Genomic DNA, 13634 nt, shown 5'->3' with positions numbered 1-13634 from the left:
TCCCCCTGGGGCAGGGGGCGCGCTACGGCGGTCGGCCCGCGTCCAGCAGGACCTGACCGGCGGCGGTCCGCTCGTAGTAGACGGAGCGCCCGGCCGGACGGCGCTCGATCAGCCCGGCGTCGCGCAGCACGCGCAGATGCCGCCCGACGGAACCGAGCGGCTGGCCGGTGAGGGCGGCGAGCTGGGTGGTGGTCATGGGGGTGGCCAGCAGGACGAGGACCCGGGCGCGGGCGGCACCGAGCAGCGCGGCGAGAGCGGCGGCGGGCGCGGGAGCCCGGCCGGGATCGTGGACGAGGGCACCGGCGCAGGGGTAGATCAGGGCGTAGGAGCCGGAGCCCGACCCGGCGGGCGACCCGGTGGGCGACCCGGTGGGCGAACCGGTGGGCGACCCGCCACCGGAGTCCGCCCCGGAGCCCGCCCGCGAACGCGACCCGGAGCCCGCTCCTGAATGCGACCCTCCCTCTCCCCCCTCTCCCCCCTCTCCCCCTCCCCCCTCCTCCCACGAGACCCAGCCGGTCTGTGGGGTGACCGGGACCAGGAGGAGCTGGGCGCCGGAGATCTCGCGGGGCGGGTACTCGTGGTGGTTGACCTGGAGGCGGCTCCCGCCGAGCCAGCGGGTGCCGGGCCGCAGGGCGTCCAGGACCCCTGCCCAGCCGCCCCGGCTCACCTGGGCGGTACGGGCGATGACATCGGCCTCCAGGATCCGTCTGCGCCGGGGCCAGGAGGGCCGTACGGCGTCCTCCCAGACGTGGGTGAGGAGGCGGGCGGCGCGGTCGGGGAGGTCGTCGCGGTCGAGGGCGGGCGGGAGGGGTCCGGCGAGGGCGACCCGCAGATGGGCGCGGGCGGCGGCGGGGTCGGTGCCGCGCACCCGGGCGAGCGCCTCCTCGAAGGTCTCCCCGTCGCGGGGGGTGGGGGTGAGGAAGTCGGCGATCCACTCCCGGCCCAGTCCGGCCCGGACCAGCAGCGCGGTCACCGGGTCGGCGGCGAGCCGGGCCCGGTGGGCGGGGAGGTGGGCGCGCAGCCACGCCTGTTCGCCGGGGTGGGCGCCGGTGGCGGAGTGCAGCAGCTTCAGGGCGGCGAAGGTCTCGGCGAGCGGGGAGAGCAGGAAGCGGCTGCGGGCGAGGGTGTCGGCGTTGACCTGCCACCACCCCATGGGACCGCCCCCTCCTCCCGCTCTTCTTCAACCGCCACGTTTCGCGTACCGGCGAAACATTATCGGCCCGCCCCGGAGCCGCCCCAGACTCCGCGCATGCCCACCACCTCCACTACCGCCACCACCTCCACCACCTACCGGGAACTGTTCCGCACGCCGGAGTTCCGGCCGCTGTTCGTGAGTACGGGGGCGCAGATCGCGGCGCAGACGTTGAGCGGTCTGGCCCTGGCGACCCTGGTCTACCGCACGACGGCCTCGCCCCTGCTCTCCTCCCTCAGCATGTTCGGCCCGTCGCTGGCGCAGATGCTGGGAGCGACGTTCTTCCTCTCGGCCGCGGACCGGCTGCCGCCGCGGGCGGCGCTGACGGCGTCCTCCCTGGCCTTCGCGGCGGGCACGGCGGTGCTGGCCCTGCCGTCCCTCCCGCTGGGGGCGGTCTTCGCGGTGATCCTGCTCCAGGGGGTGGTCGCGTCGGTGGGCGGCGGGGTCCGGTGGGGCCTGCTGAACGAGATCCTGCCCAGGGACGGCTATGTCACGGGCCGCTCGGTCTTCAACATCATGAACGGCCTGACCCAGGTCACGGGCTTCGCGACCGGCGCCGCGCTGCTGGCCCTGCTCGCCCCCCGCCCCACCCTGCTGCTGGCGGCCGGCCTCCACCTCCTCGCGGCCCTGACCGCGGCCGTCGGCCTGACCCCCCGCCATCCCCGGTCCACCGGCCGCCCCTCCCTCCGCGCGACCTGGCGCACCAACGCCCTGCTGTGGTCGTCCCGCCCCCGCCGCCTCACCTACCTCGGCCTGTGGATCCCCAACGGCCTGGTCGTCGGCTGCGAGTCCCTCTTCGTCGCCCACGACCCCGGCTCGGCGGGCACCCTCTTCGCCTGCGCGGCCCTCGGCATGCTCATCGGCGACATCTGGGTGGGCCGCTTCCTCACCCCGGCCCGCCGCGCCCGCCTGGCCCACCCCCTCCTTCTGCTCCTCGCCGCCCCCTACACCCTCTTCGTCCTCCACCCCTCCCTCCCCCTGGCCGCGGCCCTCGCCACCCTCGCCTCCACCGGCTTCGCCGCGAGCCTGATCCAGCAGGAACACCTGATGTCCCTCACCCCACCCCACCTCTCCGGCCACGCCCTGGGCCTCCACTCCGCCGGCATGCTCACCCTCCAGGGCACCGCCGCGACCCTGGCCGGCACCCTCGCCCAGCTCACCTCCCCGGCAACGGCGATCACCACGATGGCGACCCTGTCGGCGACGGTGACCGGGGGGTTGGTGGTGGCGGGGCGTTGCGGGGGAGGGGGAGGGGGAGGGAAACCGGCGAGCCCGAAGCGACTCGGGGGGAGACTCCGGGGCGAGACGACGGCCCCCGCCCCCCGCCCCCGTCAGAGGCCCTCATGATCCCGCCCCCTGTACCTATCACCTACCCCCTCCCCACCTACCCCCTCCCCACCTACCCCCTGCCCACCCACCCCCGAGCGCCCCACCGCGCGAGCAGCCCCACGCCCAGGGAGACCAGGACGGCCCCCCAGTCGATGATGTGCGGCAACCCGGGGAAGAACGCGAAGAACGCGAGCCCGGCCAGGACCCCAGCGGCAAACGCCACACCCCCGACCCGCCGTTGCCGGGCCTCCCGCGCTGGGTCCGTGTCCCGGTTCTGCTGCTCGATCATGGGCGACTCACTTCGTGATGTGATGGCACTGACTGACCCGCCGCACTCCACTGACGTAGAGCTGGGCGCATGCCTTGCCATAACGAGGCAGACGTTGGGGAGAGTTTTTCCGCAGGGGATCGATCTTGCATTCGCTGTGCGTCCTGCCCCGCGAGGTGCGGTAGACGCGGTTGTCGGTGTCGGAGTAGCTGAAGTCGATGCGCCAGTTGCAGAAGCCGCTGCTCAGCGCCGCGACGAAGCCGCAGTCGACACCGGCGTTCTGAGCTGTGATCCGCTTGCCGCTGCCCCGGACGACATGGGTGAACATGCAGCCCGTCGGGATCTTCATCGTCACCCCGCCCACGCTGTACTCGAAGGAGCGCACGGGCGTCGACCCGATCGCCCCCGCGTGAGCGCTCGTCGAGCCGGTGATGACCAGTGCCCCCGCGGCGGCGAGAGCGGAGGCGAGTCGTACCGCGTACTTCATGACCTGAGTGGCCCCTTCTGATGATTCTCCGATGAGCACTCCGGACAACTGGGGCCGGTCCGCTTCGGTTTGCACGGACTGGGCTGTTTCACCCGCGTTGATGATCAAGGCGATGGGGCGCTGACCTGGCAGGAACGTTCCCGGGCGGCGACGGGGGCGAGGGCGGCAGCGGTGCGTGCCCGCTCGTGGCTCAACTTCAGCCATGCCCAAGGCAGTTCACCCGATTCCCGTTCTCCGTCACCGGGCATGGGCCTAGAGTGACCGCACCCGGAGCGGGGGAGCGGTGAGAGGGGAGCGCCGGTGTCCGTGCGCAGACGGATCGCTCTGCTGTGCGTGCTGTTCGCGGTGCTCGGCGGGCCCTGGGCGCAGGAGGCCCGGCTGGGGCTGTACGAGGATTTCTACGACAACGCGTTGCTGCGCTGGCCCCTCGACGCGCTCTTCCTCGTCAGTTGGGACACCGTCGACGAGAGTCTCTTCGGTACGGAGTACGTCGTCGTCACCGGGGTCAGCGCCGCTCTGCTGCTCGCTCTCTTCGCGTTTCTCGCGCTGCGGTTCACCGGGCGGGGGACCACCGGGTGGGTGCGGGCGCTGGCCGTCGGGCTGCTCGCCGGACAGCTCGGCGGGTTCGTGCGCTGGGCGCTGCTCTCCTCGTTCACCGACGCCCTGGAGTTCGAGTACGGATCCGAAGGCGCCCTGCGCGGACTGCTCCGCGGCGCCGCCCTCGACTTCGGGCTCCTCTCCGGCCTCCTGCTCGCCCTGCTCACCGCCGGAACCGCGCTCCGCCGCCCGACCCGTCCGACCCGTCCGAAGAAGGGGAGCGTCGGCATGACGACTCCGATGACGGCTCCGCAACCGCACATGCCGGTCGGACGCGTGCCGGGCGATGTCACCCGGTATCTGTGCGCCGCCGCCCATGTCGACGAGGACTTCGCCGACCGGATCGTCGAGGAGGTCGTCGCCGACGAGGCCAGCGCCGCCGCGCCCTCGCCCGATGTCGACCTCGTCGCCGTCGCGCACCACAGCCTCGCCGCCCAGGAGATCCGGTACGCCCGTGATCTGCGGCTCAGCGCCGCCTGTGCCGCGGTGCTGCTCTGCGCCCCGCTGTGGGTGCTGCTGCCCGCCGCGTTCGCCGCCGTCACCGCCGCCGCCGGGCGCTCCCGGCCCAGCCTCGCCACCCGCGGCAGCCGCCAGCCCACCCCCCGGGCCCTGGCCGGTGCCGCCCTCGGCGCCGCCGTCGCGGTCTTCTGCGCCTTCCTCGCCGCCTTCGCCCTCGGCCGGCTCGATCTGCCCGGTTTCCCCGCCTGGCTGCTCGGCGGCTACGGCGCCGGACTCCCGGCCCTCCTCATCGCCCTCGCCGCGACGGCGTACGCGTACGTCACCGTCGTCCGGCACGACATCGAGACCGACCGGCGGCTGCGCGCCGGGATGACCCGGGAGCGGTTCTACCAACTGCCGCTGCCGCCGATCCCGTCCCGCCCCTGGATCGCCCGCCGGATGGATGCCCTGCGCGAGGCCCGTGACGGCAATGTCACCGTCTACAGCGGCTACACCCCGTTCAAGGGGTACTCGCAGACGGACTCGACCTGGTCTCTCGCCGTCCCGCTGCTGCCCGCCGACGAGCCCCCCGGGCACCCCTCGGACACCGCCGACGCGCCTCGCCCCTTCGCCGTCACCGAGCTGATCGACCATGTACGTGAACAACTGCGCGGGGTCGCCCGGCGGGAAGGGGGCGACGACGGCGGAGCGGCGGCGGGCGGGGAGAGCCTCCAGTCGCTCACCATCGAGGACCGGGTCTTCGCCGCCGGTACCAGCATCGCCGACGACACCCGGTTCATTCCGCCCGACCGGCTCTCCCCCGTCGCCCGGCTCACCCCCGAGGCCGTCGAGGAGATCATGCTCCACCCCACCGGCGCGGTCCGGCACTATCTCGCCGTCCATGTACCGCTGTGGGGCGGGGATGTCGTCCCCAGCGTCTTCCTGCACTTCTCCACCGCCGGACGCACCCTCCATCTGCACTGCGACAACCACGTCCTCGGCCCCGTCGCCGCCCCCTACCACCTGGTGGACCGGCTGCGCGGACCGCTCTCCAAGGACGGCGAGCGCGGGCTGCTGCTCGCCGCGATCCCCCGCACCGTCCGGGCGTTCCACCGCGCCCCCCGCGCCGCCCTGCGCCACCTCCGCTTCGAACACCGCCACAACCGCCGGATGCTGGACGAACTCACCGCCATGGGCCAGGACCCGGTCTTCGACTTCGGCGCCCGGGTCAGCGTCCGCGAACTGGGGCTCAGCCCTGACTACCACAACTACTTCCAGGTCGTGGACGCCACCCGGATCGTCGCCATGGTCCAGCGGCACACCCTCGCCGCGATCCGGGAGTTCCTCGACGCCCGCGGCTACGACGTCACCGACTTCCGCAGCCAGCAGCAGACCATCCTCAACCAGGGGCTCATCCAGCAGGGCGGCACGAGCATCATCGGCAACCAGGCCATCGGCGCCGGGGCCACCGCCACCCAGCAGGTGGGGCAGCAGGTGGGGCAGCAGCAGGCCGGACCCGCGCGGGGGGCGGGGGCCGCCGGGGTGGCAACCTCCGGTGGCGCGGGTGGGGGCAGATAGGTCACGCAAGCGCACGCCGTACACCGTGCGCCAGCCGTACATCGTGCGCCAGCCGTACATCGTGCAGATCTCCGCATCGTGCAGATCTCGTGGACAGGGAGGCCCCGCATGGGCGACGACCACGGTCCCATCGAACCGCCGGTCAACCACGGCGTGGTGATCCAGGGCGGTACCCACTACGTCGGCAACCAGGCCGTCGGCCACCGCGCCCAGGCGTTCTCCGGCACGGTGGGCTTCCAGCAGCACGGCGGCGCCGACGCCGCCCGCACCGCCGAACTCCTCGCCCTGGTCGAGCGGTTGCTGGAGGAGCACCGGGACGCCCTCGCCGACCCGGACGCCGGAACCCGCGAACTGCGCAGGCTGCGCGAGGAACTGGACGAGGAGGAGCCCCAGCCGACGGTGCTGCGCCGCGCCCTGGACCGGCTGACCGCCTTCGCCCAGCCGGTCGCGCCGCTCGCGGTGGCGGTGGGGGAGCTGTCGACCGCGGTGCGGGGGGTGCTGGGGGCCTGAGGGGCGCGGCCGGTGCGCTCCTGGCCGGCGGCCTGGCGGAGACCGGCGCCGCGTCCGTCGCCGCCCCCCCCGCTCCTCCCCCCGTTCCCCGCACCCCCCTCCCCCTCCCCCCTCCCCCCTCCTTGTCCCTGTTCACCTGGACGGGGAGGGGAAGGGCGTGGCAGGCTCGGAGAGGATGGACACAGGCAGCCGCGAAGGGCCCCCACCAGGACCTCTGTCCGGATCCCCGCCAGGGTCCCGACCAGGGTCCCGACCGGGGTCCTCACCCGGATCCCCGGCAGAACCCGATCACCCCCCTGACCTACGCGTCGCGCTGGAAGCCGTCGGGGCCGGGGCCTATGTCGTGGACGAGCAGGGCTGCATCCTGGTCGCCAACGACCACGCCCAGCGGCTGCTGCGCCGCTCCGGCGCCGAACTCGCCGGGCACGACGCCCACGATCTGCTGCACCGCGGCCCCCACGGAGAGCCCCTGCCCCGCACCCGGTGCGCGATGCGGCGGGCGTTCCACACCGGCGGGACGGCGCAGGCCGACGAGGACTGGTTCGCCCGCGGCGACGGCACCCTGCTGCGGATCTCCTGGCTGGTCACCCCCTACGCGCTCGGCGGCCCCGGCGGACGGCGGGGCACGCTGGTCGTCTTCCACCCCGCCCCCCTCCCCGCCCCGGCGCCCGGCGAGGGCGTGGAGCCCGGCGCGCTGCCGGAGCTGGAGCGGCTGGCGCTGCTCGCCGAGACGACCACGCAGCTCAGCACCACCCTCGACGCCGACGAGGCGCTGGCGCGGATGGCGGCGCTGATCGTGCCGCGCCTCGCGGACTGGGCGGTCGTCGATCTGATCACCGAGCGCGACGAGGTCTGGCGCACCGTCGTGGCGCACGCCGAGAACGGTGCCGTCGCCCGCCGCGAGGACCTCCAGGGCCCGATGCCGCCGATCCCCGAGGACTCCCCGATGCCCCTGTCCCGGGCCCTGCGCGGAGTGGCCTCCACCCTCACCGGCCCCCAGGTCCACCGGAGCGCACCGGATTCCGGCCTGGCGATCGAGCAGCGGCATCTCTTCGAGTCCACCGGCATCCACTCGGCGGCCATGGTGTCGCTGCGCAGCGCCCGTGAGGTGCTGGGCGCGGTGACGCTGGGCCGGGCCGAGAACCCGGTGGCGTTCACCCCGACCGATCTGTCCCTGCTGGAGGACATCGCCCGCCGCGCCGGGCTCGCCCTGGACAACGCCCGCCTCTATCAGCGGCAGCGGGCGGTCGCCGAGACCATGCAGAAGCATCTGCTGCCCCAGATGCCCCGCGTGCCCGACCTCGGGATGGCCGTCCGCTACCAGGCCGCCCCGGACGCCTCCCAGGTCGGCGGCGACTGGTACGACGCCTTCCGGCTCGCCGACGGCTCGACCGCGCTGGCCATCGGCGATGTCGTCGGCCACGATCTGGAGGCCGCGGCGGGCATGGCCCAGCTCCGCAACATGCTGCGCGCCTACGCCTGGTCCGCGCACGAGCCGCCCAGCCGGATCGTGGCCCGCCTGGACGAGGCGCTCCAGCACATCACCGATGTCACCATGGCGACGATGGTCTTCGCCCGCATCGAGCCCGTGGCGGCCGACGCCGTCGATGCCGATGCCGATGCCGATGCCGATGCCCATGTCGATGCCGACGGCCGCGATGACGGCCCCGGGAGCGGCGACGACGGCAACGGACCCGCCCACTGGCGCCTGTCCTGGACCAACGCCGGCCACCCCCCGCCGCTCCTGATCAGCCGCGACGGAGTCGCCGACTACCTGACCGACGGCCACGGCATCCTGCTCGGCGCCGGAGCCGACCTCCCGCGCACCGACGCCACCACGACCCTCCCGCCCGGCTCCACCCTCGTCCTCTACACCGACGGCCTCATCGAGGCCCCCGGCCACCCCCTGGACGAGGGCCTCGACCGCCTCCGCCGCCACGCCGCCGCCCTCGCCCACCGCCCCCTGGGCCCCTTCACCGACCAGCTCCTCCACCGGGTGCGCTACCCGCAGAACGACGACGACGTGGCCGTACTGGCGCTGCGGACACCGGGCCGCCGGAACCGGTGACCCGGATCACCACGGACACCCGGCCCCTCAGATCCCGAACGGCGCCGCGTACCGGATCGTCCCGCCCGGCAGCGCGTCCCCGGGGACGAGGCTCAGCGCCATCAGCGCCTCGTCGGGGACGTCGAGGGTGATCCCGATGCCGTGCGCGGAGGCGCGGGTGAAGCCGAACCGGGGGTAGTACTCCGGGTGCCCCAGCACCGTCACAAAGCGCTCCCCGCGCTCCGCCGCCGCCCGCAGCGCCGCCCGGATCGCGGCGGACCCGGCACCGCCGCGCTGATACTCCGGGAGCACCGAGCACGGGGCCAGGCACAGCGCGGGGATCTCCCCGATATGACACCGGGTCAGCAGCGCGTGCCCGACGACCCTGCCGTCCGCGTCGGTGGAGACGAGCGACAGCCCGTCGATCCAGGACGGGTCCGCCCGCAGCGCGTCGACCAGTTCCGCCTCCTCCGCCCTCCCGAAGGCCGCGCGGACGACATCCCGGATGACGGGAATGTCATCTGGGGTCTCGGGCCGGGTGGTCCAGCCGGAACCGGAGCCGGAGCCGAAGCTGGGGTCGGAGCCCGAGCCGGGGTCGGAGGCGGAGTCGGTCGTCTTCGTCATTTACGGCTGCTGCTTTCGTTTCTCGTCCGGGAACGGCCGGGGATGGTCCCCGCCCCGGCCGTTCGACTGTAGTACGGGCGCGGCGGAACACCCCGGCGGTACCGGGGCGCGGGGGCCGGGGACGAAGGCGGACCCCGGAGTTCCACCGATCGGCCTACCGCCCGACACCCTCCCCCGGCACAATCACCGGTATGACGATCACCACGGGTGGGCCGCCCCGGCGCAACGTCCCCCTCGCTCTCGTCCGTGGCTTTCTGACCGGCGGGGTGATCGGGGGCTCGCTGGCCTCGCTCGTCGTGGGCGTGATCATCGAGAAGGTGCCGCTGTTCGTCGCCGGGCTCGCCGTCCCCCTGGTCTACGGCCTGCTCCTCTACCTCCCCGGCGCCCGGCGCCGCGCCCGCGAGGCGGAGGTCCCGCCCCGTATCGCCCTCGCTGGGATCGAGAGCCGGGAGCGGGTTGGGGAGGGGGACAGCGAGGTCCCGGTCCGCTTCGATCTGACCGTCGCGCCCGACGACGCCCCCGCCTACCGCGTGGAGATCACCCATCACGTCAACCTGGTCGAGCTGCCCGACCACCGCCCCGGCGGTGTCCTGGTCGTCCAGTACCCACCGGACCGGCCCTGGCGGGTGGAGGTCGTACGGCGCCCCACACCCGAGTGGGAGGCGCGGGCCGCCGATGCCCGGATCGACTCCGCGCCCGGACCGGCGATGCTCAGCGAGCCGCCGGAGAGCGCGGCGGGCGGCTGCGCGGGCCTCCTCGCGCTGCTGCTCGGCGCCGCGCTGATCATCCTGCTGTTCCGGGCCGACCTGTTCGACGACGACGAGGCGGGCGAGGGACACCGGCCGTCCCCGGCCGTCTCCTCCTCCACCTCGACCTCCACCTCCACCTCCACCACCGTCGTGACCTCGGCGACCGGCACGGTCACCCTCGGCGAGGGGCAGTCGCTGCTGGACGAGGGCGAGTTGCGGCGGGCCATGGACTCGCTCACCGAGGCCAAGGACGGGGACGAGGCGCTCACGGTCGTCGTCCAGGAGCGGACGCTGACGGTGGTCTTCGTCCCCACCGGAGACTCGGCCGGTACGGCGGCGACACCGGGCTTCGACCCCAAGTCCCTGCCCTACGACCGGATCCCCGCCCTGGTCGAGGACGCCCGGCGCACCCTGGACACCGGGACCCCGCGGAGCTGGCAGCTCACCGCCGACCGGACCATGGGTTCCCTCACCCTCCGGGTCGCCGTGACCGGCTCCGAGGGCACGGGCCTGCTGGAGGCGGACGGCGACGGCGAGATCGTACGGCGCACACCGGCGACGGGCTGACGGGGGCGCCCGGGTCCGGATCCGGGTGGAGCCACTGCGAACACTGGGAGAGAGAAGGCGTCATGAGCTGGGACGGGTGGCAAGGCTGGCACGGCTATATCGCGCTGTGGTGCGCCCTGTGCGCCGCGGTCGCGCTCCTCGGCTACGGCCGCTCGCTCGCCGGGATGACCCGCGCCCAGCGGACGGTCCGTGCCACGGGGCGGGTCGAGCGGGTGGGCGAGCTGCGGCACGGAGCCTCCCGCCGGGACGGGGTTCCGGTGGTCGTCACCTTCCAGGACCCGGCCAGCGGGCAGGAGTTCACCGTCACCAACGACCGGGACCGCGGTGAGACGGTCACCGCCGCCTGGCCGGGCCGCACGGTCGCGCTCCGCTACCACCGCGGCCGACCGCACGCCTACCAGTTCCACTTCACCGGCGAGGTCCCCGGCGAGACCCCCGGGCCCGACCGCGGCCTCACCCTCCCGAACTGCGCCGTCTTCCTCATCTACGCCGGACTGGTGACCGGCGCGGCCATCGAGTGGGGCTGGCCCTGGGCGCTGATCGCCACCTGCGGCCCTCTCGCCCTCGGCGCGGCCATCGCGCTGCCCGACTCCCTGCGCGCCACGGAGCGGCGGCGCCGCAGGACGGCCACCCTGGTCGCCGTCCCGGGGCAGGTCGTCGCCGTGCTCCGGGACGTCTCCACGGACGGGGAGGGCAGTTCGTACACCACCTTGACCCCGGTCGTCGTCTTCACCACGCTCGACGGGACGGCCGTCACCGCGTACTGCCCGACCGGGATCCCCGACCCCGAGCACGCCCGGGGCCGGACCGTCACCGTCCACTACGATCCCGCCAACCCGGCCCACTTCACCCCGGTCCTGGCCTCCGAACAGCGCTCCCACGAGCTGGACGACGCCTTCACCGTCCTGTTCCTGCTGGCGACAGCGGCGGCGACGGTCGTCGGGGTGGTCCTGGTCCTGTAGGGGCCGCCAGGGTCGGGTGGTCCTGGGTCTGTAGGGACCGTCAGGGGCGGATGGTCCTGATTCTGTGGGCCCCGCCCCGGACAGGTCGCCCCGACCGGGGTCAGGTCGCCTCAGGCGCCGGACGGGCGACGGGCGCCGCGCCGTCCACCGGAGCCGCGCCGGGCCGCCGTACCGGCGGCGGAGCCGGAAGCGGACCCGGAGCCACGCCGGGCCGCCGTCGTACCGGCCGCGGAGCCGGACCCGGAACCGGAGCCGGAACCCCGGCCTTCCGCAGCCCCCGCTCCAGCTCCCGATCCCGCGCCCGCACCCGCTCCGGCCTGGCCCGCGCCGCCGCCCTCGCCGCGTCCGCGCCGCCGGGACCGGCGGCCGGGCTCTGCACCCGGCTGGCCCCCCGGCTGACGGCCCCCGGACTGGGGACCACCGCTCGACTGACGGCCCCCGGACTGACGGCTCCCCGACTGCCCGCCCGACCTCCGCCCGCCCGTCCGGGACGCACCGCCACCGGACTTGGCGGACTTCGCCGCCTTCGCGGGCGCCGCCTGCTGCGGTACCTCGATCGTCACCGGCACCCCCGACGGCTCGCGCGCGCCGGTGATGGTGGCGAGTTCGGTGTCACTGGAGGTGAGGTGGGTGGTGCGGGGCCGGATGCCCGCGTCCGACATCAGCCGGCTGACGTCCCGCTTCTGCTCGGGCAGGACGAGGGTGACCACACTGCCGGAGTCCCCGGCGCGGGCCGTCCGGCCGCCCCGGTGGAGGTAGTCCTTGTGGTCGGTGGGCGGATCGACGTTGACGACGAGATCGAGATCGTCGATGTGTATGCCGCGGGCGGCGACATTGGTCGCCACCAGGGCCGTGACCTGGCCGTTCTTGAACTGCTCCAGGGTGCGGTTGCGCTGCGGCTGGGAGCGTCCGCCGTGCAGGGCGGCGGCCCGGACCCCGGCGGCGAGCAGCCGCTTGGCGAGCCGGTCGGCGGACCGCTTGGTGTCCAGGAAGAGCAGGACCCGGCCGTCGCGGGCGGCGATCCGGGTGGTGACGGCCTTCTTGTCGGTCTCGTCCTGGAGGTGGAGCACATGGTGCTCCATCGTCGTCACCGCACCCGCCGACGGGTCGACGGAGTGCACCACGGGATCGGTCAGGAACTGCTGCACCAGCCGGTCGATGTTGCGGTCCAGGGTGGCCGAGAAGAGCAGCCGCTGACCGTCCTCGCGGACCTGCCGGATCAGCTTGACGATCTGCGGCAGGAACCCCATGTCGGTCATCTGGTCGGCCTCGTCCAGCACCGTGACGCGGACGTCACCGAGGACGCAGTCCCCGCGCTCGACCAGGTCGTTGAGCCGCCCCGGGCTCGCGACGACGACCTCGGCACCGCGCCGCAGCGCCGCGGCCTGCTTGGTGATCGACAGCCCGCCGACCACGGTCGCGAGCCGCAGATTCACGGCGGTCGCGTAGGGGGTGAGGGCGTCGGTGACCTGCTGGGCGAGTTCCCGGGTGGGGACGAGGACCAGGGCGAGCGGCGCCTTGGGCGCGGCGCGCAGTCCGGCAGTCCTGCCCAGCAGGGCCAGCCCGAAGGCGAGGGTCTTGCCGGAGCCGGTGCGTCCCCGGCCGAGGACATCGCGGCCCGCGAGGGAATTGGGCAGGGTGGCGGCCTGGATGGGGAAGGGGGTGGTCACGCCTTGGTCGCTGAGGGTTTTCAGCAGGCCCTCGGGCATGTCCAGAGCCGCGAAATCCTCGACCGCGGGAAGAGCGGGTGTCGTGTTCTCCGGCAACCGGAATTCCTGCGGCGCCGACGCGGTCGGGCGGGGCGACGGGGTACGCCGTTTCGACGGCGGCCTCTGGGATCTGCGGGACATACGGCTCTCTGCCTTCCTGGAAACACACAACCGGGGCCGCACCATGACGGTGCAAGCCCCGGTGAGCGAAAACGCGCCCGGCTATCAGGCGGGGAGGATGTTCTCCGCCTGCGGACCCTTCTGGCCCTGCGTGACATCGAAGGAGACCCGCTGGCCCTCCTGGAGCTCACGGAAGCCCCGCGTCGCGATGTTCGAGTAGTGGGCGAAGACGTCGGGACCGCCGCCGTCCTGCTCGATGAAGCCGAAGCCCTTTTCAGAGTTGAACCACTTGACGGTTCCCTGTGCCATGATCTTTTCCTTCTGTAGGCAGAGGCCCCATCCGGAGAAGCCGGAAAACAAATAATGCGCCTGAGGAGAAACATTCCCGTCAGGCGCACATAGGTTCATGGGTACCACAACTGCAACGCCGAAACTTTAGCACAGGCTTCTGCCCGGA

The 13634-nt window shown here is 73.7% G+C and carries 12 protein-coding genes; 6 read left to right on the top strand and 6 right to left on the bottom strand.

The annotated features are described in order from the left end of the window. Positions 1-22: 22 nt before the first annotated feature. Positions 23-1153, bottom strand: a complete 1131-nt coding sequence (locus AB0O01_RS07310) for a helix-turn-helix domain-containing protein (RefSeq protein ID WP_365311500.1) — start codon at positions 1151-1153, stop codon at positions 23-25. Positions 1154-1249: 96 nt separating this feature from the next. Here AB0O01_RS07310 and AB0O01_RS07305 point away from each other — a divergent pair, with 96 nt between their 5' ends. Next, positions 1250-2539 (top strand): MFS transporter, encoded by a 1290-nt coding sequence (locus AB0O01_RS07305; RefSeq protein WP_365311499.1) that lies wholly within the window; start codon positions 1250-1252, stop codon positions 2537-2539. A 52-nt stretch (positions 2540-2591) separates the two neighbouring features. Here the strand turns inward: AB0O01_RS07305 and AB0O01_RS07300 are convergent, their stop codons facing one another. Further along, positions 2592-2810, bottom strand: coding sequence for a hypothetical protein (locus tag AB0O01_RS07300; protein WP_365311498.1), 219 nt, complete (start codon positions 2808-2810; stop codon positions 2592-2594). Positions 2811-2817: 7 nt separating this feature from the next. Continuing rightward, complete coding sequence (locus AB0O01_RS07295) at positions 2818-3276, bottom strand: hypothetical protein (protein WP_365311497.1); 459 nt, start codon at positions 3274-3276, stop codon at positions 2818-2820. A 300-nt stretch (positions 3277-3576) separates the two neighbouring features. Here AB0O01_RS07295 and AB0O01_RS07290 point away from each other — a divergent pair, with 300 nt between their 5' ends. From AB0O01_RS07290 to AB0O01_RS07280, 3 genes are all read left to right on the top strand, one after another. Continuing rightward, on the top strand, positions 3577-5889 hold the full coding sequence (locus AB0O01_RS07290) for a hypothetical protein (protein WP_365311496.1): 2313 nt from the start codon (positions 3577-3579) through the stop codon (positions 5887-5889). 108 nt (positions 5890-5997) lie between these two features. Further along, positions 5998-6399, top strand: a complete 402-nt coding sequence (locus tag AB0O01_RS07285; RefSeq protein WP_365311495.1) for a DUF5955 family protein — start codon at positions 5998-6000, stop codon at positions 6397-6399. A gap of 175 nt (positions 6400-6574) precedes the next feature. After that, positions 6575-8467, top strand: a complete 1893-nt coding sequence (locus AB0O01_RS07280; RefSeq protein WP_365311494.1) for a SpoIIE family protein phosphatase — start codon at positions 6575-6577, stop codon at positions 8465-8467. A 27-nt stretch (positions 8468-8494) separates the two neighbouring features. On the opposite strand, the gene AB0O01_RS07275 is transcribed toward AB0O01_RS07280, so the two are convergent. Next, the gene (locus AB0O01_RS07275; protein WP_365311493.1) at positions 8495-9070 is read right to left on the bottom strand and encodes an N-acetyltransferase; all 576 of its coding nucleotides are present in this window, start codon (positions 9068-9070) and stop codon (positions 8495-8497) included. Positions 9071-9261: 191 nt separating this feature from the next. Between AB0O01_RS07275 and AB0O01_RS07270 the strand changes: the two genes are divergently transcribed. Beyond that, the gene (locus AB0O01_RS07270; RefSeq protein ID WP_365311492.1) at positions 9262-10386 is read left to right on the top strand and encodes a hypothetical protein; all 1125 of its coding nucleotides are present in this window, start codon (positions 9262-9264) and stop codon (positions 10384-10386) included. Positions 10387-10448: 62 nt separating this feature from the next. Then, entirely contained in the window at positions 10449-11348 is a 900-nt protein-coding gene (locus AB0O01_RS07265; protein ID WP_365311491.1) for a DUF3592 domain-containing protein, read from the top strand. A gap of 110 nt (positions 11349-11458) precedes the next feature. Here AB0O01_RS07265 and AB0O01_RS07260 read toward each other — a convergent pair whose 3' ends face one another. Next, on the bottom strand, positions 11459-13198 hold the full coding sequence (locus AB0O01_RS07260) for a DEAD/DEAH box helicase (protein ID WP_365311490.1): 1740 nt from the start codon (positions 13196-13198) through the stop codon (positions 11459-11461). 84 nt (positions 13199-13282) lie between these two features. Then, a complete protein-coding gene (locus AB0O01_RS07255) occupies positions 13283-13486 on the bottom strand; it encodes a cold-shock protein (RefSeq protein ID WP_355746708.1) in 204 nt (67 codons plus the stop codon). Positions 13487-13634 lie beyond the last annotated feature (148 nt).

The sequence above is a fragment of the Streptomyces sp. NPDC093252 genome (assembly GCF_040683675.1).
Classification (GTDB): Bacteria; Actinomycetota; Actinomycetes; order Streptomycetales; family Streptomycetaceae; genus Streptomyces.
This window is presented reverse-complemented; position numbering and strand designations above follow the sequence as displayed.

What these genes read in the sequence shown, in the direction of transcription:
- AB0O01_RS07260 (WP_365311490.1), bottom strand. Translation starts at nt 13,198, where the DNA reads ATGTCCCGCAGATCCCAGAGGCCGCCGTCGAAACGGCGTACCCCGTCG.
- AB0O01_RS07265 (WP_365311491.1), top strand. Translation starts at nt 10,449, where the DNA reads ATGAGCTGGGACGGGTGGCAAGGCTGGCACGGCTATATCGCGCTGTGG.
- AB0O01_RS07310 (WP_365311500.1), bottom strand. Translation starts at nt 1,153, where the DNA reads ATGGGGTGGTGGCAGGTCAACGCCGACACCCTCGCCCGCAGCCGCTTC.
- AB0O01_RS07305 (WP_365311499.1), top strand. Translation starts at nt 1,250, where the DNA reads ATGCCCACCACCTCCACTACCGCCACCACCTCCACCACCTACCGGGAA.
- AB0O01_RS07285 (WP_365311495.1), top strand. Translation starts at nt 5,998, where the DNA reads ATGGGCGACGACCACGGTCCCATCGAACCGCCGGTCAACCACGGCGTG.
- AB0O01_RS07255 (WP_355746708.1), bottom strand. Translation starts at nt 13,486, where the DNA reads ATGGCACAGGGAACCGTCAAGTGGTTCAACTCTGAAAAGGGCTTCGGC.
- AB0O01_RS07300 (WP_365311498.1), bottom strand. Translation starts at nt 2,810, where the DNA reads ATGATCGAGCAGCAGAACCGGGACACGGACCCAGCGCGGGAGGCCCGG.
- AB0O01_RS07295 (WP_365311497.1), bottom strand. Translation starts at nt 3,276, where the DNA reads ATGAAGTACGCGGTACGACTCGCCTCCGCTCTCGCCGCCGCGGGGGCA.
- AB0O01_RS07280 (WP_365311494.1), top strand. Translation starts at nt 6,575, where the DNA reads ATGGACACAGGCAGCCGCGAAGGGCCCCCACCAGGACCTCTGTCCGGA.
- AB0O01_RS07275 (WP_365311493.1), bottom strand. Translation starts at nt 9,070, where the DNA reads ATGACGAAGACGACCGACTCCGCCTCCGACCCCGGCTCGGGCTCCGAC.
- AB0O01_RS07270 (WP_365311492.1), top strand. Translation starts at nt 9,262, where the DNA reads ATGACGATCACCACGGGTGGGCCGCCCCGGCGCAACGTCCCCCTCGCT.